Here is a 17,816-nt window from a genome sequence, read left to right on the forward strand (position 1 = left end):
GGTGAAACATGATTGAAAAAAAGAACTTAGAAGAACTTAAGAAAGGAAGTCTTTTAGCTTTTGGAGAAATTTTTAACGGGAAATTACACCCTTCGGCTATAGAAGTGCTTACTCCTTTAAAAGAATTAGGTCTAAAGTTAGATAAAAAGGTGGTACTTGTCTGTTTGATGGATAATCTTCAATCTTTTCAGGATTTAGAGGTGTTAAAAAAATCTATTGCTGATGAAGTTTGGATGGTTTGTCATCAAGAGTTGGTCCATTTTAAAGATGATTTATATGCTGAAGTTTTGATAGAAATTGTCAAAAAAACCTCTCCTTACGGGTTGTTTTTTCCGGCAACCTCAATTGGTTGTGCTTTGGCTCCAAGGATAGCCGGAAAACTAAATTTAGGGCTTTGTGCTCATGTTAATCATTTAGAGGTAGAAGACGGAAAGATAGTTATGGCAAGACCTACTTATGGAGAAAACATCATAGCTAAACTTATATCAAAAACTACACCTGTTATGGCAACCCTTTCTATCGGTGCCTTTTCTCCTTCTTACGGAGAAAGAGAACCGAAGTTTTTTGAAGTAGCAATGCCTGAGGAATTTACTTGGGTAAGTAAAATAAAGGTTAGAAATTTTAAACCCTCTGCCAAGCAACCTAACAGGCTTTCTACCGCTAAAGTGGTTGTGGCTGGAGGGAGAGGGCTTAAGTCTAAGGAAAACTTTAAGAAGCTTTTTGAGCTGGCTCAGATTTTAAAAGCTGAGGTTGGGGCTACACGTCCGGTCTGCTACGAAGGTTGGGTTGAAGAAGACCGGATGATTGGGGTAAGTGGAGTAACTGTTAGACCTAAAGTTTATATAGGGTTTGGGATCTCTGGAGCACTTCAACATACTGTAGGGATGGAAAACTCAGAGTTTATCGTGGCGGTAAACACCGATAAAGAAGCTCCACTGGTTAAAATGGCACATCTTGCGTTGATAGGAGATGCTTCTAAAGTGTTAGACTTATTGATAAAAAAACTTAAGAAATAAGTTTTTGAAACTTTTCTTGAAGCCTTTTTACGTGATCTCCTTCCCAATAAAGTTTTTGACAGGAAGGGCAGTAGTTGAATTCCTCATAACGTTGATATACTTTTTCAGGTATAAGAGATTTAAAGTCTTCTTTGTTCACAGGGATAAGTTGTCCTCCGCATAACGTACAAAGGTTAAGTTTAAGCTCAGGTTTAAGGTTAAGGCGATTTAAACAAAGTTTAAGCTGAGTTTTTAGGTTATCTCTGGGGAGAAGTAAAAATTTTACTCCTGCTTTTTCTAACCTTATGGCTGTTTCAGGGCTGGTGATAAGAAAAATACAATCTTTATGTTTTAAAATATCCTGGTCTGAAATTTTGCCTTCACAAAAGATTACAGGATAGCCTAAAAACAGGAGCCATTTGCCTAAACCTTTCAGGCTTCCTTCTAAAAAAAATTTTATCATTCTGTTTTAGGTTTTTTTTCCCATCCAGGAAGAAGATGTAGTTCCAGTATCTGTTCTATTTTAACCTCTGCAGGTGCGCCGGTAAGTAGACATTGGGCTCTTTGAGTTTTCGGAAAGGCTATAACTTCTCTTATACTCTTTTTCCCAAGCATAAGCATGATTAATCTGTCAAGTCCAAAGGCTATTCCACCATGAGGAGGAGCTCCAAATTCTAAAGCATTAAGCAAGAACCCAAATTTTTCTTCAGCCTCTTCTTCTGAGATACTTAAAAGTTTAAAGATTTTTTGTTGTAAGTCTTTACGATGGATACGAATACTTCCACCTCCTACTTCTATACCATTTAAAACCAAGTCATAGGCCCTAGCCCTTACTTTAAGGGGGTCTGTGTCTAAAAGAGGAAGGTCTTCTTCTTTAGGATGGGTAAAAGGATGGTGCACAGAAACCAGTCTGTTTTCTTCATCATCCCATTCAAAAAGTGGAAAATCTACCACCCAAGTGAAGGTAAAAACTCCTTGAGGTATTAAGTTAAGCTTGTTTGCTATATGTTTTCTTAGCTCCCCTAAAACTAAGTTAGCAATTTCTTTAGAGTCAGCCACAAAAAAGAAGGTAACTTGTTCTTCTTCAACCTTAAAGACTTCTACCAGTCGTTCTAAAACAGAGGGTTCAAAAAATTTTACGATAGGGGAGTTCCATTTCTCTTCAAAGGTTTTTCCGTTTTTACTGTATTTGATCCAGGCAAGACCTTTGGCTCCTAAGTCTTGAGCAAACTTAGTCAAATCTTCTAACTCTTTTCGAGAAAAAGTGGCAGGGGCTTTTAACCCTTTGACCACCCCACCTGCATCTAAAGCACCTCGAAAGACTTTAAAAGAAGAATCTTTAAACAACTCAGACAGGTTTTGTAATTTTAGGTCAAACCTTAGGTCAGGTCGGTCTGTACCATATTCCTCTAAGGCTTTTTCAAAGGTTATCACCGGAAAAGGTGTTGAAAGGGTAATTCCCAGGTTCTTTTCAAAAATGTAACTCATAAGTTCTTCTATAAGCGCCATCACGTCCTGTTCTTCTACAAAGGACATCTCCATGTCAAGCTGAGTAAACTCTGGTTGTCTGTCTGCCCTAAGGTCCTCATCCCTAAAGCATCTTACAATCTGATAGTACCGGTCTACCCCTGCTACCATCAAAATCTGTTTAAAAAGCTGAGGGGATTGAGGTAAGGCATAAAACTTGCCAGGATAAAGACGGCTTGGAACCAGATAGTCTCTTGCTCCTTCAGGGGTACTTTTAGTTAGGTAAGGGGTTTCAATCTCTAAAAAACCTCTACTGTTTAAGAATTCTCTTATGGAATGGTTTACCTTGTGTCTAAAGATAAAAGGGGTTAAACCTTCAGGACTTCTCATCTCTAAATAACGGTATTTTAAACGAAGAGCTTCGGAGACCTCAGAAAGGTCTTCGTCAAGCGGGAAGGGTGGGGTTTTTGAGGTGTTATGTATTTCTACGTCTGTAGCTACGAGCTCTATGTCACCGGTAGAAATCTTAGGGTTTTCCATTCCTTCTGGTCTTTTCCTTATCTTACCTCTAACACTTACTACATACTCTATTCTGATAGAGTCAGCTAAGTTATGTACCTCTTGGTCTATGTCTTCTTCAAAAACTACCTGAAGTAGACCAGACCTATCTCTTAAGTCTAAAAAGATGATACCTCCATGGTCTCGTCTTCTAAGCACCCAACCAGAAACAGTAACTTCTTTTCCTATAAAATCTTTGTTTAATTCACCTATATAAACCTCTCTTTTTAGCCGCATTTAACCGTCCTCCTAATCCTTTAGGAATCGCTTCTATATTATAGCACCAAAGAAAAAAATCTTATAGTGTTTTCTTTAACTTTTTCTGCTATTTCCTCTAAAGGGAGTCCTTTTATTTCTGCTATTTTTTGAGCGGTATAAGGTAAAAAAGCGGGTTCATTTCTTTTTCCTCTGAAAGGCATAGGGGTTAGATAAGGGCAGTCCGTTTCTATAAGCATTCGTTCTAAAGGAATAAACTTTACAGCGGCTCTTAGCTCTTCTGCTTTAGGAAAGGTCACCACCCCTGGAATAGAAATATAACCCCCTAAATCAAGTATTTTTTTAGCTATTTCAGGTCCTGAAGTAAAACAATGAGATACAAACCTAATAGGTAAAAAATTTTTAAGGATAGCTATCGCAGTTTCCCAGAGGTTTTCTTCACCTCTAAGATGAAGGATTACCGGTTTTTGTTGAGACTTGGCTATCGCAAGTTGTCTTTCAAAGTGTTTGATTTGCATCTCTTTAGGAGAATATTCTTTTACCCAGTCAAGTCCGATTTCACCAAGGGCTACTGCTTGAGGCAAAAGTTTTTCTAATTCCCTGTAATCTTCTTCAGAAAGTTTTTTTACCTCATGGGGATGAAAACCCAGAGCCGGGGAAATAAAGTCAGGATATTTTTGATGCAGGTCTAAGGCTTTTTTATTGGTAGAAGGGTTAATCCCTACTACCACACAATGGATAACACCGTTTTGTTTAGCCCGGTTGATGGTATCTTCTAAGTCTTTTTTAAATTCTGGGAGGTTAAGATGAGCATGGCTGTCTATAAACTCTAACATTTAAGTCCTCCAGCTTTTCAGAATAAAAGAGATTAAAAGCCAAAAACTCATACAAAGAACTACAGCACTTGAAAAAGGAATGTCCCATACTAGAGAAACTATTGTTCCTGATAAGATGCTAAAAAGGTTGGTTAAAGCAGTTAAAAAGATAGTTTGTTTTACGTTGTTTCCTGTTTTTAGCCCTAAAACACTAGTAAAAACAAACAAAGAAGAGACTAAAAGCACTCCCATAAGTTTGATACTGATAAACACCTGAAGGGTTAAGATGGTAAGAAACCAAAAGTTAGCCCATTTAAAGTTAACCCCAGGGATTTCATGGTCTGTCTTCTGGGTGATCCATAGAGGATAGTATTTATAAAACACCAGCAACGTCAGACAGGCTATCCATAGGCTGTTAAACATATCCTTAGAAGTAACGGTCATCAAGCTTCCAAATAGATAGGAAAGGAGTCTCGTGTCATATTGAGAGGTTTTGGTAATAAGGATTAAAGCTATACCAAGGGCTAAACTGGCGATGATAGAAGTTGCTGTGTCTTCATAAAGTCTAAACGTTCTCTTTAAAACAAATACCAAAGAGGTGCAAAAGAGGGTTACCAGCCCCATGATAGGGTATTCTAAAAGAGGGTAGGTAAAAATATCTGGGAAATATTCAGAGATTATAGAAATAAGGATGATAGCTAAGAATAAAATGTGGGTTAAGGCGTGTGGGAAGAGGGAGTTTCTTTTTAAAACCAAAAAGGGTGAAGTAAAGGCAAAGGAAATCCCAAGAAAAACTCCAGCTAAAAGCCCATATTTTAACAATCCTAAGGATAACCAAAGTTCAGTCATTTTTACCAGTGGGAATGTTCTATCCGGTGATATTCCGAATAGAAATCTTTTTGTTGGCTTAACGTACAAAACTCTTCATGGTTTCCATGGAAAAAGAGATTCTTGTTGATACAGGCTATTTTGTTTACCGATTTGGTTAGTAACCAGGTTTCATGGGTAATGAGTAGAATGGTTAACCCTTTTTGATGTAAGCTCTCTAATAACTTATAAAACCTTTCCTGGGAAAAAAAGTCTAAGCCTACCGAAGGTTCATCAAGGATTAATACCTCTGGCTTTAAGATCAAAGACCTCCCGATATAAGCTCTCTGGAGCTGTCCATAAGAAAGTTTCCCTAATTTTTGATTTAAAAGGTTTTGGAGACCTAAAAGATGGATCACCTCTTCAAAATAACTTTTATCTAAAGACTTATGGTACCATTTTGCAGGTAAAGATAGAAATTCTTTTACTGTAAGGGGGGTTAAAAAATCTATCAAATCTCCAGCTCTTTGTGGGACATATCCTAACTTATACCACTCTTTGAAATTTTTTAGTTCTTTCCCCCACCAAAGGATTTTCCCTTTAATAGGTTTTAGGAACCCCAAAATACATCTGATTAAAGTGGATTTTCCCCCTCCGTTAGGTCCGATGATGGCTAAAAAATCCCCTTGTTCTATCTCAAAGTTTATGTCGTTAAGGACCAAGCTTCCGTCGTAGGCAAACGAAAGATGTTCTACCTTCAATATGGTTTGATTCATACAGAGGTTTTTACCTCTTCCCAGATTTGGTCAAGTTGGGTTAAATTAAGGTCCTTCCAAGAAAGTCCTCTTTTTTCTACTACTTCTTCTAACCGTTTAAAACGGTTTTCAAACTTTTCTAAAGCCACCTTAAGAGCTTCTTCAGGGTTGATGTTTAGCTTGCGAGAGAGATTGGCTATCGTAAAGAGAAGGTCACCTATTTCTTCTTTTAAGGCCTCTTTTTCCCCCTTTTGGATAGCTTCTTTTAACTCTGCAGCTTCTTCGCTAAGTTTATTTAAAACCTCTTCAGGTTTTTCCCAGTCAAACCCTACTCTTGCTGCCCTTTCTCCTAAACGAAAGGCCCTTTGCAGGGCTGGTAAACTTTTAGGGATGTTCCCTAAAACAGAAGAACTTTTTCCTTCTTCTTTTTTGATCCTTTGCCAGTTTTTGAGCACCTCTTCTGCTGTTTTAGCAACCTCATCGCCAAATACATGGGGGTGTCTTTTTATCATTTTCTGGGCAGTATAATAAAAAACGTCTTTATAAGAAAAGACGTTTTTTTCCTCATAAAGATACAGGATAAAGATCAACAAAAAAAGAAGATCCCCTAACTCTTCCCTTATCTCTTCATCTTTTTCCTTTTCTATAGCTTCTATCAATTCATAAGTTTCTTCTATAAGGTATTTTTTCAAAGTCTGAGGAGTTTGCTCCCTATCCCAGGGACATCCATTTTCTCCTCTTAAGATTTTAACTATTTCTCTTAAGGTTTCAAAACTGGCTTCTTCTTTGGTCACCTTCATTTTTAACCCTGTTTTAATCTTTTCATGATATGAGGTATTAACCCTCCGTCTTCTAAAATTTCTTTCATAAACTGTGGTAAGGGTTTGGTGGTATAGGTTTTATTTTTGGTTAGATTGAGGATTTTTCCCTCTTCTGGATAGACCTCAAGCTCATCTCCTGTTTCTATATCCTTTGAAGCTTCGGGACATTCAAGGATAAGAAGCCCAGTGTTAAATGCGTTGCGGTAAAAAATCCTGGCAAAACTTTCAGCTATCACGCAAGAGATACCACAGGCTTTTATCGCTATAGGGGCATGCTCTCTGGATGAGCCACATCCAAAGTTTTTACCTGCTACAATTATGTCTCCAGGATTTACTTTTTTAGAAAACTCTGGGTCAGCATCTTCCATACAATGCTTGGCAAGTTCCTGTGGATCGGTGGTGTTAAGATATCTTGCAGGTATGATAACGTCTGTATCTATGTTGTCTCCAAACTTCCAGGCTTTACCTTTTATGGTATTCATGATTTAACCCTCCCTTTGAGTTTATAAGCCTAATTCTTCTGGTGTAGCAATATAGCCAACCACTGCACTTGCAGCTGCCACAGCCGGACTGGCTAAATACACCTCACTTTCAGGATGTCCCATCCTTCCTACAAAGTTTCTGTTGGTGGTAGCTACCGCCTTTTCACCCTTAGCAAGAATACCCATATGTCCTCCTAAACAAGGCCCACAGGTAGGAGGAGAAATGATGGCCCCACTTTCTATAAAAATTTCTATCAACCCTTTTTTCAAGGCTTCCTTGTAGATTTTAGGAGTAGCAGGGATGATGATACACCTTACGTTGGGGTTTATTTTTTTTCCTTTAAGGATTTTAGCCGCTATGATAAGGTCTTCTAATCTTCCGTTGGTGCAGGACCCGATTACTACCTGGTCGATGTAAATCTTAGGTAAGTCTTTTACTGGTTTTACGTTAGAAGGAAGATGAGGTAAGGCAACCACTGGGTCTATCTTAGATACATCATACTCCCTTATTTCTACATAGTTTGCTTTTTTATCAGGCTTTAGGACTAAAGGCTTTCTGGTAGAATGTTTCTTTACAAAGGCTAAAGTTTTTTTATCTGGTGCAATCAATCCTACCTTCCCCCCAGCCTCTATGGCCATGTTACACATCGTAAACCTGTCACTCATAGATAATTTTTCTATAACCTCACCGGTAAACTCCATTGCCTTATAAAGGGCTCCGTCTACTCCGATATCTCCTATGGTATAAAGGATTAAGTCTTTTCCTGTAACCCAGGGTTTAAGAGTTCCATAATAGACAAACTTTATGGTTTCAGGGACTTTAAACCAGGTTTTTCCAGTTAACCAAGCTCCAGCAAGGTCTGTAGACCCAACCCCTGTAGCAAAGGCACCCAAAGCTCCATAGGTACAGGTATGGCTGTCAGCACCTATCACTACATCTCCAGGCACAACCAACCCTAACTCAGGTAAAAGGGCGTGCTCTATACCACAGGATCCACCTTCATAATAATGGGTGATTTTATGTTTTCTTGCAAACTCCCGACATATCCTTACTTGTTCTGCACTTTTAATGTCTTTGTTAGGGGTAAAATGGTCCATAACCAAGGCGATTTTTTCTGGGTCAAAAACCTGGTTTATCCCTGTAGATTCGAAAACCTTGATGGCCAAAGGCCCGGTGATGTCGTTAGCTAAGGTTAGGTCTACCGGCACCTCTACCAGCTCTCCTGGCTCTACATACTCTTTTCCAACCTTTTGGGCTAAAATTTTCTCTGCTAAGGTCATTGGCTTTTTTCCCATAGGTTAACCCCTTTTAAAATTTTTTAAGAGATAATAAATTTTAAAACTTAAGCCAGATTTTGCAACCTAAAGTTTTTTGCCCTACCTATAGGTAATTGGTTAATTTTTTGCCTCCGTTAAAAATGTTTTTTTGATTTTAGATCTGTCCTGATGTAAAACTTAAAAATTATGTTAATTTACTAAAGTATGGGGCAACAATTTGAATACCAGCTTAACCAACCGATAGAAGGTTTAGAAAGATCCTACTTTACGGTAAAAGAGCTTACTCAAAGGGTTAAAAAACTTGTAGAAGAGGGTTTTTCTCTTTTATGGGTAGAGGGAGAGATTAGTAACCTTAGACATGCTCAAAACGGAAATCTTTATTTTAATCTTACTGAAGAAGAAGCCTCCATTAAAGCCATAATCTTTAACGCCCAGAAAGAAAAAGAAATAGTTTCTTATCTTCAAAATGGGCTTAAGGTTTTATGTTGGGGTAAGCTGAACTTTTATCCTAAGACAGGTGAAGTCTATCTTATCGTGAGAAGGATAGAACTTCTGGGAAGTGGATATCTTGAGTTAAAAAAACAACAGCTGATAAAAAAATATCAATACTTGTTTGATCCAAACAAAAAAAGGTCTATACCTCTTTTTCCAAAGAAAATAGCGGTGATAACCTCTATTTTTAGTGCTGCCCTGCAAGACTTTTTAAAGATTGTTTCAGAAAGATGGGAGATAGAGGTTTTGGTATATCCCTCGAGGGTACAAGGAGAAGGGGCAGAAAAAGAAATCGTTCAGGCTATCAAAGATATAAACCTTCATTTTTACGATGTAGATGTAATCTTTATTACCAGAGGCGGTGGTTCTGCTGAAGACCTTGCTCCTTTTAACACAGAAGAGATCATCTTGGGGATAAGTAAGTCAAAAATACCGGTAGTTTCTGCTGTAGGCCATGAGATAGATTATACTCTATGCGACATGATAGCTGATAAAAGATGTCCTACCCCCTCTGCCGCCGCTCAAGAGGTTATCCCTGATAAACATAAATGGCTTGAAAAACTCGAGCTTTATAAAAAGAAGTATAAACAGTTTTTAGACATCATCCTTTCTAAGAAGCAAAACAGGCTTTATCAAGTAAAATTAACCTTAACAGAAAGAAGCCCCTTTAACCTTCTGTATAGTTTAGAAAAGGACCTAAAACAAAAGTTTTACAGGTTAAACGTACTCTTAAACGAGGTGATAGCTTATAAAGAAAAAAAGGTTCTTAACCAGAAAATTTCTTTAAGAAGATATCATCCAGCCGAAACTCTACAGAGGGAGGAGGACCGTTTACAGAACTATAGAAGGCGCCTTGAGTTGAGTTTTGAGAATTATTTTCAGCTCTGCGAAAACAGACTGACCGGCTTAAAAAGTCTTCTAACCTCGCTTTCGCCTTTAAATATTTTAGAAAGAGGATATAGTATAGTAAGAAAGTTAGAAACCAAAAAGATAGTTAGGTCGATAGAAGAGGTGCAAATTGAGGAGGTTTTAGAAGTAAAGCTTAGCAGAGGAAGTTTATTGGTTAAGGTTTTAAAAACCGAAGAGTAAGGAGCAGGGGATGGAGAAAGAGCTAAGCTTTGAAGAGGCTTTAGCTGAAATAGAACAAATTTTAAGGCAGTTAGAAAATAAAAACCTTGAGTTAGAACGAGCTATAGAACTTTATGAAAGAGGGTTGTTTTTGATACATTTTTGTGAGGAGAAGCTTAAAAAAGCCAAGGCTAAGGTAGAGGTTATCCTTAAAGATGAGAAAGGTTTTAAATTGGAAACCTTAGAGAGGGCTTCAGAGATCTTAAAAGATGGAAACTAAAAATTTTGATTTTTTTGCTTACCTAAAGAGAAAGGCTGAGAAGGTAGAAAAGGTTTTAACCGAGTTTTTCCCACAACCCAAGGGATATGGTGGCCGTGTGGTTGAGGCTGCCAGTTATAGCCTTTCTGCCGGAGGGAAAAGGATAAGACCGGTTTTATGTTTAGCAAGCTGTGAGGTTGTAGGTGGAAGGGATGAAGATGTCCTCTTTTTTGCTGCTGGCATCGAATGTATTCATACCTATTCGTTGATACACGATGACCTTCCTGCTATGGATGACGATGATTTTAGACGAGGTAAACCCTCTTGTCATAAAGCCTATGACGAAGCAACAGCTATTTTAGCTGGAGATGGGTTGCAAAGTTTGGCTTTTTGGTTTTTTACCCACCCTGAACAGGTAAAAAGGGTAAGCAAAAGCGCGCTTTTAAAGGCCATTCATCTGATTTCTCAAGCCGTAGGCTTTGAGGGAATGGTAGGAGGTCAGATGGCTGACCTTTTGATGGAAGGAAAAAAGGCAGGGCTAAAAATACTAAAATGGATCCATCTTCACAAAACCGTAAAACTCATCGAGGCCTCGGTTTTGGCAGGGGCTTTACTTGCCAAGGCTAAAAAAAAGGAGTTGCAAGCTTTAAAATCTTATGCTAAACATCTGGGGATGGCTTTTCAAATCGTAGACGACCTTTTAGACGTGATAGGGGACGAAAAAAAGTTAGGGAAAAAAAACCTTTCTGATTTAAAAAAACAAAAACTTACCTATCCTTCTGTGGTAGGGCTTGAGAAAACCAGAGAGCTTGCGGAAATACACACCCAAAAGGCTATTTCTGCTTTAGAACCTTTTGGAGAAAAAGCTATACCTTTAAGAGCGATGGCTGAGTTTGTTTTAAAAAGGGTATATTGATGAAGTTTTTAAAAAACATTAACTCCCCTCAGGATTTAAAAAAACTTAAGATTTCTCATCTGAAGGCTTTAGCTCAGGAGATAAGAGACTATATCGTAGAGGTAACCTCTAAAAACGGAGGTCATGTTGCCCCTAATTTAGGGGTAGTAGAGCTAACTTTAGCCTTACATTATGTTTTTGACTCCCCTAAGGATAAAATCATCTGGGACGTAGGCCATCAATGCTATACCCATAAGCTTATTACAGGAAGAAGAGACCAGTTTCACACTTTAAGGCAGTATGAAGGTATAGCAGGTTTTCCTAAAAGAGCCGAAAGCCCTCATGACATCCTTGACACAGGTCATAGCAGCACCTCTATTTCTGCAGGGCTTGGGATGGCAACAGCTTTGCGTCTTAAAAAAGAAAAGGGAAAAGTAATAGCTGTTATAGGTGATGGGTCTATTACCGCAGGGTTAGCTTTTGAAGGGTTAAACAACGCAGGTTTTTCTAAAGAGGACCTTTTGGTGGTCTTAAACGATAACGAAATGTCTATCGCTCCTAACGTAGGTGCCCTTTCTTCTTTTATCTCAAAAAGGCTTACCGGAAACCTGGTAAGGTTTATCAAAAGAGAAATAGAGTCTATCAGTCATAAAGTTCCAGGGGGAGAAAATTTACTGAGTATACTTAAAAAAGGAGAAGAGTTGTTAAAGGTTGCTATAACCCCTGGTGCTCTCTTTACAGCTTTAAACTTTGAATATGTAGGGCCGGTTGATGGGCATAACTTAGAAGAATTGATAAAGGTGCTTAATAACCTAAAATCTTTAAAAGGTCCTGTTTTATTGCATGTGATTACCAAAAAAGGGAAAGGTTATCCTTATGCTGAGGCAGACCCGGAGACGTTTCATGGAATAGGGCCTTTTGATGTTAAAACAGGCAAGCCTTTAAAGTCTCCTAACTCCCCGCCTTCCTATACAGAAATTTTTGGTAGGACCATGCTCAGGCTTGCTGAGATTGAACCCAAGTTGGTAGCTATTACTGCCGCGATGCGTTCAGGCACAGGGCTTAAGGAATTTTCTGAGAGATATCCTGAGAGGTTTTTTGACGTAGGTATTTGTGAACAACATGCCGTTACCTTTGCCGCTGGCTTAGCCTTAGAAGGTTTTATCCCTGTGTGTGCTATCTATTCTACCTTTTTACAAAGGGCTTTTGACCAGATAATTCATGATGTAGCCTTAAACCAGGCCAAAGTAATCTTTGCTTTAGACCGGGCAGGGTTGGTAGGAGAGGATGGTCCAACTCATCACGGGGCTTTTGACCTTTCTTACCTTAGACTTATTCCTAACTTAGTGATAATGGTGCCTAAAGATGAAAACGAACTTCAGCACATGCTATACAGTGCTTTAAAATATCCTAACCCTGTAGCTATACGATATCCAAGAGGTGCTGGAGTTGGGGTAAGCTTAGATTGGGAGTTTAAAGAAATACCTTTTGGAAAGGGAGAGGTTTTAAAGTCAGGTAAAGACCTAACCATTCTTGCCGTAGGATCTATGGTTTATCCAGCCTTAAAAGCAGCTTTGGAAGCAGAAAAGTTTGGCCTTTCCGTAGAGGTAATCAACGCAAGGTTTGTTAAGCCCCTTGATGAAGACTTAATTTTAAGCTCTGCACAAAAGACCAAAAGAGTGCTTTTGGTTGAGGAAAACACCTTGATAGGTGGTTTTGGTTCGGCGGTGCTTGAACTTTTGACAGATAAAGGGATCAAAGGCATCGAGGTTAAAAGGTTAGGTCTTCCAGATAAATTCATAGAACATGGAGACCTCAAAACTTTACATGCTAAATATCATCTCAACACCGAGGGTATTCTTTTAAAAATCAAAGAGTTTTTGGGTTAAAAAATATCAAATCGATATTTTTATCAACCTTGTAAAAATTGATAATTGTTTAATAATTATTTATATGGTTACGTTAAGTAAAATTTTAGACCAGATACAGAGTTATTTACCTGGGTGTAACACTCGTTTGGTAGAGAAGGCTTACGTTTGGGCTGCCAAACTGCATGACGGTCAGGTTAGAAAGTCAGGAGATCCCTATCTTTCGCATCCTATGGAGGTAGCCTATATCCTTGCTCAAATGAAGCTTGACCTTCCTACTATAGCCGCTGGATTGCTCCATGATGCGGTAGAGGACAGTGCGATAAGTTTAGAGGAAATAAAAAAAGAGTTCGGAGAAGAGGTAGCTTTTATCGTAGATGGGGTAACTAAGCTTAAAAAACTGCCCAATCCTGCTGAAAGAGCAGCTTCTCAAGATAAGCTTACCAAACAGGCAGAAAACATAAGAAAGATCATCCTTGCAATGTCAAAAGACCTGAGGGTGATCCTGGTAAAGTTAGCAGACAGACTGCATAATATGCGCACTTTAGAATATCAACCAGAACATAAAAGGGTAAAGATCGCCAGAGAGACTCTTGAAATATACGCTCCTCTTGCTGGTAGGTTAGGAATAGACTGGGTAAAAAGCGAGTTAGAAGACTTGTGTTTTAAGTATCTATACCCTGAAGAGTTTCGTAGGTTAGAACAAGAGGTAAAAAAGAGGGTAGAGGCCTCTCAAGAGTATATAGAAAAAGTTAAGTCCCTTTTAAAAAACCTTCTAGAGAAAAACGGAATTAGCGGAAGAGTTTTAGGAAGAGTTAAACATCTTTATAGTATCTACAGGAAGCTTCTTAAATACAACTTGACCATAGAAGATCTGGACCAGATTTACGACATCATAGGTTTTAGGGTTATCGTAAACACCGTAGAGGAGTGTTATAAAACCTTAGGGTTGGTGCATGCCCTTTGGCCTCCCATCCCTGGTAGGTTTAAAGATTTTATAAGCCTTCCCAAACCTAACATGTATCAAAGTTTACACACCACGGTGTTAGGACCTGATAGCAAAAAGATAGAAATACAGATCAGAACTGAGTACATGGATAAGGTGGCTAACGAGGGAATAGCCGCTCATTTTTTATACAAGGAAGGTGTCTTTACCTCAAAGTATGGACAGTACAAGTATTTAGAATGGTTAAGCAAGCTGATAGAACTTCAAAAAGAGCTAAAAAACCCACGGGAATTTCTTGAGTCATTAAAGCTTGACTTTTTCCCTGACGAAATCTATGTGTTTACCCCTAAAGGAGATATTATTACCCTTCCTGTAGGAGCCACTCCCCTTGATTTTGCGTATGCGGTTCATACCGAGGTTGGTCACAGGTGTGTAAGGGCCTATGTGAACGATAAGCTTGTGCCTTTAGACTATAAGCTCCAAACAGGCGATATCGTTAAAATCGAAACCTCTCCTAACCAAACCCCCAGCAGAGACTGGTTAAAAATCGTAGTAACAGGTAGGGCCAAAAGCAGGATAAAGCAGTGGTTAAATCGAGAAGAAAGACAAAAAATGATAGAGTTAGGAAAGGAACTTCTTAACAAGGAAATAAAGAAACAAGGATTAAGTGCTACCTCTATAAAAGAAGAGGATCTTATCAAATTTTCTCAAGAGTTTAGGATAAAAAATACAGAAGACCTTTATTTCCTTATTGGTTCTGGAAAGATTACCCCTAAGCAGATATTAAAAAACTATCTAGAAATCAAAAAGGTAGAGGAAACTCAAGAAGAGCTTCCGATAGAAGAACAGGTCGAGAAGTTAGGAATAAAAGAAGGATTGGTAGAAAGGTTTTTAACCCAGAATCTAAAAGATGTAGTTGTGGTTAACGGAACTGACAACGTTCTTTTTCATTTAGCCAAGTGCTGTAGACCCATTCCAGGAGATGAAATTATAGGTTATATTACAAGGGGCAAGGGAATCTCGGTTCATCGGTTTGATTGTCCAAACTTAAAGGATTTAGACACCGAAAGGCTGATCGAGGTTAGATGGGGTAAGGTAGAAAATCGTTCTTATCCTGTACATATTTCTATAGTTTGTTCAGACCGTAAAGGATTACTGGCTAACATTTCTTCTGTGATAGCTGCCTCAGAAAGTAACATATTAAAAGCAGAGGTGAGAACCACCTCTGACCAAAAAGCCTTTTTTGACTTTTATATCGAGGTTAACAATAAAGAACACTTAGACAAGATTATTTCTAATCTTTTTAAAATAAACGGTGTTCTTTCAGTAGAAAGAAAGTTAGTTTAACTTACTGCTTTTTTGACTTTTCCAGCCTTTAGACAACGGGTGCACACCTTCATCCTTTTTACCTGACCGTTTTCCAGTTTTACCCTAACACTCTGAATGTTAGGATACCACCATCTTGTGGACCTTTTCCCAGAGTGGCTTACCTGGTTTCCAGCATGAGGCTTTTTCCCACAAATCTCACAAATCCTAGCCATCTTTTCCTCCCTTGCTGATATAAAAATATTCTTAGAGACTTCTAAAATATAAAATAAATTGACAAAAAAACAACCCTATCTAAACAGCCATTTTTATCCAATTTTGGTTGAAATTTTTCAGATTTATAATAACTTAATTGAGTAAGAAACGGGGCTGAGAGGTAGAGATATGAAGATATTAGTTGTTGGTGGTGGTGGGAGGGAGCATGCCATCTGCTATGTGCTTAAAAAATCAAAACATCTGGAGAAACTTTATTGTGTTCCTGGCAACGGAGGGATCGAAGAGATAGCCGAGGTTCCCAAAGATATTCAAGCTGGCGATTTTTCTGCCCTTGTAGAGCTTTGTAAAAAAGAAGGGATAGAACTTGTTTTGCCAGGGCCTGAAGAGCCTTTGGTAAAAGGGATAAGAGATGTTCTTGAAGAAAAAGGGATTAAAGTTTTTGGGCCTGATCGTTATACCGCAAACCTTGAAGGAAGCAAAATTTTTGCCAAGGAGATAATGGTTAAAGCAGGGGTTCCTACCGCAAGGTTTGAGGTGTTTGAGGACCCAGATAAAGCAAGGCAATACATAGAAAAAGTTGGGGCACCTTTGGTGGTTAAAGCAGATGGACTTTGTGCCGGAAAAGGGGTGTTTGTTTGTGATACCAAGGAGGAGGCCTTTCAAGCCGTAGAAAAGTTGATGGAACAAAGGATTTTTGGAGAGGCTGGTCAAAGGGTGGTGATCGAGGAAAAACTTGTAGGAGAAGAGGCCTCTTATATCGTAATCACCGACGGAGAACATTTTAAAGCGTTACCCACCTCTCAAGACCACAAAAGACTTTTAGACGGAGACCAGGGCCCAAACACAGGAGGAATGGGAGCCTATTCTCCTACCCCTTTGATTACTAAAGACCTAAGAAAGGAGATAGAAGAAAAGGTTATCTCTCCTGTTTTAAAGACCTTGGCCAAGGAAGGCCATCCTTATCTTGGGTTTTTGTATGCAGGGCTAATGATCGTAAACCACATCCCGTATGTGCTTGAGTTTAACTGTCGTTTAGGAGACCCTGAGACCCAGGTAATTCTTCCCCGAGTAGAAAATGACTTTATCGAGCTTTTAGACGCAACCCTTAACGGCAGGCTTGATAAGGTAGACCTTGTTGAAACCGATAAGGCCTGCGTATGTGTGGTGATGGCAAGCAAAGGCTATCCAGGAAGCTATGAAAAAGGGAAAAAGATAGAAGGTTTAGATAAGGTGAAACAGCTTGAAGACGTAATCGTTTTTCACGCAGGCACTAAAAAAGAAGGGGATGCCTTTTATACCTCAGGCGGAAGGGTTTTAGGTGTTACCGCCCTTGATAACGACATCCCCTCAGCCATAAAACGGGCCTATCAGGCGGTATCTTTAATCCACTTTGACGGCGCCCATTACCGTAAAGACATCGGGCAACGCTATTTTAAGTATTTAGAAACCTAAGCGGTTAATCTTCTAAGTATTTTTTATAACCTATAGCCTCAAGTTTTGCAGCCTTTTTAAGTACCTCTTCTTTCATCTTTTCTTTATAGGCCTTAAGTTTTTCTTTGACCTCAGGATATTTTATCCCAAGGATTTGTAAGGCTAAAAGGGCGGCGTTTTTGGCACTGTTTATGGCAACGGTTGCTACAGGGATTCCAGGTGGCATCTGGACAATAGAAAAAAGGGCATCAAGTCCTTCTAAGGCTTTACCTTTTATAGGAACTCCTATCACCGGAAGGGTGGTAAGAGAGGCCACTACCCCAGGAAGATGGGCTGCCATCCCAGCCCCTGCGATGATTACCTCTATTCCTCTTTGTTCTGCGGTGGTTACCCACTGATGTACCCTTTCAGGAGTCCTGTGGGCAGAGGCTACGGTGATCTCAAAGGGTACCCCAAACTTTTCCAAGGTTTCTGCAGCATCTTTCATAACTTCAAGGTCAGAGTCACTTCCCATGATAATACCTACTTTCATCTCCTCCTCCTTGCTGGTTTATTTTTATTTAAAAATTAGTATACCAAAATTCTGAAAACATTCAAAAGATAGGCAAATTTTTGGTTAATATCTGAAAATATAAAAATAAAATAATTTTCCCTTTATTTTTTATAAATTTTAATAAAATTAAAAATAATTTTAGCTATTGACTTTTTGATAAAAAGTTGTTATTTGATATTTATAGAAAGTAAAAAATACTTTAGGAGGTAGGTTATGAGTAGAGGTAAGGGTTTTACGTTGATTGAGCTTTTGATCGTGGTTGCCATCATCGCCATCTTAGCTGCCATTGCCATTCCGCAGTTTTCAAAGTATCGTAGAAACGCAGCTGTAGCGGGTTGTCAGTCAGACTTGAGAAATGCAATGACCCAATGTGCAGCCTACCTTGCTGAGCATCCTGAGGCTCAGAATATGGCTGCTTGTGAATCAGCTTCTGGTATTATGAAGAATACTACTTATGTAGACGTAACTTTTGGCAACGATACTGCTACAGGTACTTGTAAAGGTCCTGCAACAGGTGTATCTTGTACTATAGCTGCTAACGGAACCATGAGTTGTACAGGAATTTAAT

18 protein-coding genes are annotated in these 17,816 nt (G+C 38.8%); 8 read left to right on the plus strand and 10 right to left on the minus strand.

Going from position 1 to position 17,816, the window contains the following annotated elements; translation table 11 throughout:
- Positions 1 to 8 precede the first annotated feature (8 nt).
- Positions 9 to 1,016 (plus strand): electron transfer flavoprotein subunit alpha/FixB family protein, encoded by a 1,008-nt coding sequence (locus HL41_RS01185; RefSeq protein WP_038063425.1) that lies wholly within the window; start codon positions 9 to 11, stop codon positions 1,014 to 1,016.
- Here HL41_RS01185 and HL41_RS01190 read toward each other — a convergent pair.
- From HL41_RS01190 to leuC, 8 genes are read right to left on the minus strand one after another with little or no spacing between them, the layout of a single operon-like run.
- On the minus strand, positions 1,006 to 1,458 hold the full coding sequence (locus HL41_RS01190; protein WP_022854573.1) for a Mut7-C RNAse domain-containing protein: 453 nt from the start codon (positions 1,456 to 1,458) through the stop codon (positions 1,006 to 1,008). The two genes, HL41_RS01185 and HL41_RS01190, sit on opposite strands and share 11 nt — an antisense overlap.
- The gene (gene aspS, locus HL41_RS01195) at positions 1,455 to 3,257 is read right to left on the minus strand and encodes an aspartate--tRNA ligase (protein WP_038063429.1); all 1,803 of its coding nucleotides are present in this window, start codon (positions 3,255 to 3,257) and stop codon (positions 1,455 to 1,457) included. Before aspS ends, HL41_RS01190 begins: the two co-directional genes overlap by 4 nt.
- A 38-nt stretch (positions 3,258 to 3,295) precedes the next feature.
- Positions 3,296 to 4,072: a TatD family hydrolase gene (locus HL41_RS01200; RefSeq protein ID WP_038063432.1), complete on the minus strand. Its 777-nt coding sequence runs from the start codon at positions 4,070 to 4,072 to the stop codon at positions 3,296 to 3,298.
- Complete coding sequence (locus tag HL41_RS01205) at positions 4,073 to 4,900, minus strand: metal ABC transporter permease (RefSeq protein ID WP_000138033.1); 828 nt, start codon at positions 4,898 to 4,900, stop codon at positions 4,073 to 4,075. It abuts the gene before it with no gap.
- A 2-nt stretch (positions 4,901 to 4,902) separates the two neighbouring features.
- The gene (locus tag HL41_RS01210; RefSeq protein ID WP_038063437.1) at positions 4,903 to 5,634 is read right to left on the minus strand and encodes a metal ABC transporter ATP-binding protein; all 732 of its coding nucleotides are present in this window, start codon (positions 5,632 to 5,634) and stop codon (positions 4,903 to 4,905) included.
- Positions 5,631 to 6,413, minus strand: a complete 783-nt coding sequence (mazG, locus tag HL41_RS01215) for a nucleoside triphosphate pyrophosphohydrolase (RefSeq protein ID WP_038063440.1) — start codon at positions 6,411 to 6,413, stop codon at positions 5,631 to 5,633. Before mazG ends, HL41_RS01210 begins: the two co-directional genes overlap by 4 nt.
- Positions 6,414 to 6,415: 2 nt before the next feature.
- The gene (leuD, locus tag HL41_RS01220; RefSeq protein WP_022854567.1) at positions 6,416 to 6,916 is read right to left on the minus strand and encodes a 3-isopropylmalate dehydratase small subunit; all 501 of its coding nucleotides are present in this window, start codon (positions 6,914 to 6,916) and stop codon (positions 6,416 to 6,418) included.
- 21 nt (positions 6,917 to 6,937) lie between these two features.
- A complete protein-coding gene (leuC, locus tag HL41_RS01225) occupies positions 6,938 to 8,212 on the minus strand; it encodes a 3-isopropylmalate dehydratase large subunit (RefSeq protein WP_022854566.1) in 1,275 nt (424 codons plus the stop codon).
- A 186-nt stretch (positions 8,213 to 8,398) separates the two neighbouring features.
- Between leuC and xseA the strand changes: the two genes are divergently transcribed.
- The 5 genes from xseA (at position 8,399) to HL41_RS01250 (ending at position 15,069) form a co-directional block, all read left to right on the plus strand.
- Positions 8,399 to 9,775 carry an exodeoxyribonuclease VII large subunit gene (xseA, locus tag HL41_RS01230; RefSeq protein ID WP_022854565.1) on the plus strand — a complete coding sequence of 459 codons (1,377 nt, stop codon included), beginning with the start codon at positions 8,399 to 8,401 and terminating at the stop codon, positions 9,773 to 9,775.
- Between the two features lie 10 nt (positions 9,776 to 9,785).
- Complete coding sequence (gene xseB, locus HL41_RS01235) at positions 9,786 to 10,034, plus strand: exodeoxyribonuclease VII small subunit (RefSeq protein WP_022854564.1); 249 nt, start codon at positions 9,786 to 9,788, stop codon at positions 10,032 to 10,034.
- Positions 10,024 to 10,929 (plus strand): polyprenyl synthetase family protein, encoded by a 906-nt coding sequence (locus tag HL41_RS01240; RefSeq protein WP_038063443.1) that lies wholly within the window; start codon positions 10,024 to 10,026, stop codon positions 10,927 to 10,929. Before xseB ends, HL41_RS01240 begins: the two co-directional genes overlap by 11 nt.
- Positions 10,926 to 12,797, plus strand: coding sequence for a 1-deoxy-D-xylulose-5-phosphate synthase (gene dxs / locus HL41_RS01245; RefSeq protein ID WP_407701831.1), 1,872 nt, complete (start codon positions 10,926 to 10,928; stop codon positions 12,795 to 12,797). Before HL41_RS01240 ends, dxs begins: the two co-directional genes overlap by 4 nt.
- A 64-nt stretch (positions 12,798 to 12,861) precedes the next feature.
- Positions 12,862 to 15,069: a RelA/SpoT family protein gene (locus HL41_RS01250; protein WP_038063449.1), complete on the plus strand. Its 2,208-nt coding sequence runs from the start codon at positions 12,862 to 12,864 to the stop codon at positions 15,067 to 15,069.
- Here HL41_RS01250 and rpmB read toward each other — a convergent pair.
- A complete protein-coding gene (rpmB, locus tag HL41_RS01255) occupies positions 15,066 to 15,263 on the minus strand; it encodes a 50S ribosomal protein L28 (RefSeq protein WP_038063452.1) in 198 nt (65 codons plus the stop codon). The two genes, HL41_RS01250 and rpmB, sit on opposite strands and share 4 nt — an antisense overlap.
- A gap of 169 nt (positions 15,264 to 15,432) precedes the next feature.
- Here rpmB and purD point away from each other — a divergent pair, with 169 nt between their 5' ends.
- Complete coding sequence (gene purD, locus HL41_RS01260; RefSeq protein WP_038063453.1) at positions 15,433 to 16,716, plus strand: phosphoribosylamine--glycine ligase; 1,284 nt, start codon at positions 15,433 to 15,435, stop codon at positions 16,714 to 16,716.
- A 4-nt stretch (positions 16,717 to 16,720) separates the two neighbouring features.
- Here purD and purE read toward each other — a convergent pair whose 3' ends face one another.
- Positions 16,721 to 17,227, minus strand: a complete 507-nt coding sequence (purE, locus tag HL41_RS01265) for a 5-(carboxyamino)imidazole ribonucleotide mutase (protein ID WP_022854558.1) — start codon at positions 17,225 to 17,227, stop codon at positions 16,721 to 16,723.
- A 234-nt stretch (positions 17,228 to 17,461) separates the two neighbouring features.
- Here purE and HL41_RS09910 point away from each other — a divergent pair, with 234 nt between their 5' ends.
- Positions 17,462 to 17,815: a prepilin-type N-terminal cleavage/methylation domain-containing protein gene (locus tag HL41_RS09910; RefSeq protein ID WP_022854557.1), complete on the plus strand. Its 354-nt coding sequence runs from the start codon at positions 17,462 to 17,464 to the stop codon at positions 17,813 to 17,815.
- Position 17,816: the final 1 nt, after the last annotated feature.

This window comes from Thermodesulfobacterium commune DSM 2178 (assembly GCF_000734015.1).
In the GTDB taxonomy this organism is placed as follows: domain Bacteria; phylum Desulfobacterota; class Thermodesulfobacteria; order Thermodesulfobacteriales; family Thermodesulfobacteriaceae; genus Thermodesulfobacterium; species Thermodesulfobacterium commune.

Coding starts and splice junctions, on each gene's coding strand:
- HL41_RS01185 (WP_038063425.1), top strand. CDS start 9: ATGATTGAAAAAAAGAACTTAGAAGAACTTAAGAAAGGAAGTCTTTTA.
- HL41_RS01190 (WP_022854573.1), bottom strand. CDS start 1,458: ATGATAAAATTTTTTTTAGAAGGAAGCCTGAAAGGTTTAGGCAAATGG.
- aspS (WP_038063429.1), bottom strand. CDS start 3,257: ATGCGGCTAAAAAGAGAGGTTTATATAGGTGAATTAAACAAAGATTTT.
- HL41_RS01200 (WP_038063432.1), bottom strand. CDS start 4,072: ATGTTAGAGTTTATAGACAGCCATGCTCATCTTAACCTCCCAGAATTT.
- HL41_RS01205 (WP_000138033.1), bottom strand. CDS start 4,900: ATGACTGAACTTTGGTTATCCTTAGGATTGTTAAAATATGGGCTTTTA.
- HL41_RS01210 (WP_038063437.1), bottom strand. CDS start 5,634: ATGAATCAAACCATATTGAAGGTAGAACATCTTTCGTTTGCCTACGAC.
- mazG (WP_038063440.1), bottom strand. CDS start 6,413: ATGAAGGTGACCAAAGAAGAAGCCAGTTTTGAAACCTTAAGAGAAATA.
- leuD (WP_022854567.1), bottom strand. CDS start 6,916: ATGAATACCATAAAAGGTAAAGCCTGGAAGTTTGGAGACAACATAGAT.
- leuC (WP_022854566.1), bottom strand. CDS start 8,212: ATGGGAAAAAAGCCAATGACCTTAGCAGAGAAAATTTTAGCCCAAAAG.
- xseA (WP_022854565.1), top strand. CDS start 8,399: ATGGGGCAACAATTTGAATACCAGCTTAACCAACCGATAGAAGGTTTA.
- xseB (WP_022854564.1), top strand. CDS start 9,786: ATGGAGAAAGAGCTAAGCTTTGAAGAGGCTTTAGCTGAAATAGAACAA.
- HL41_RS01240 (WP_038063443.1), top strand. CDS start 10,024: ATGGAAACTAAAAATTTTGATTTTTTTGCTTACCTAAAGAGAAAGGCT.
- HL41_RS01250 (WP_038063449.1), top strand. CDS start 12,862: ATGGTTACGTTAAGTAAAATTTTAGACCAGATACAGAGTTATTTACCT.
- rpmB (WP_038063452.1), bottom strand. CDS start 15,263: ATGGCTAGGATTTGTGAGATTTGTGGGAAAAAGCCTCATGCTGGAAAC.
- purD (WP_038063453.1), top strand. CDS start 15,433: ATGAAGATATTAGTTGTTGGTGGTGGTGGGAGGGAGCATGCCATCTGC.
- purE (WP_022854558.1), bottom strand. CDS start 17,227: ATGAAAGTAGGTATTATCATGGGAAGTGACTCTGACCTTGAAGTTATG.
- HL41_RS09910 (WP_022854557.1), top strand. CDS start 17,462: ATGAGTAGAGGTAAGGGTTTTACGTTGATTGAGCTTTTGATCGTGGTT.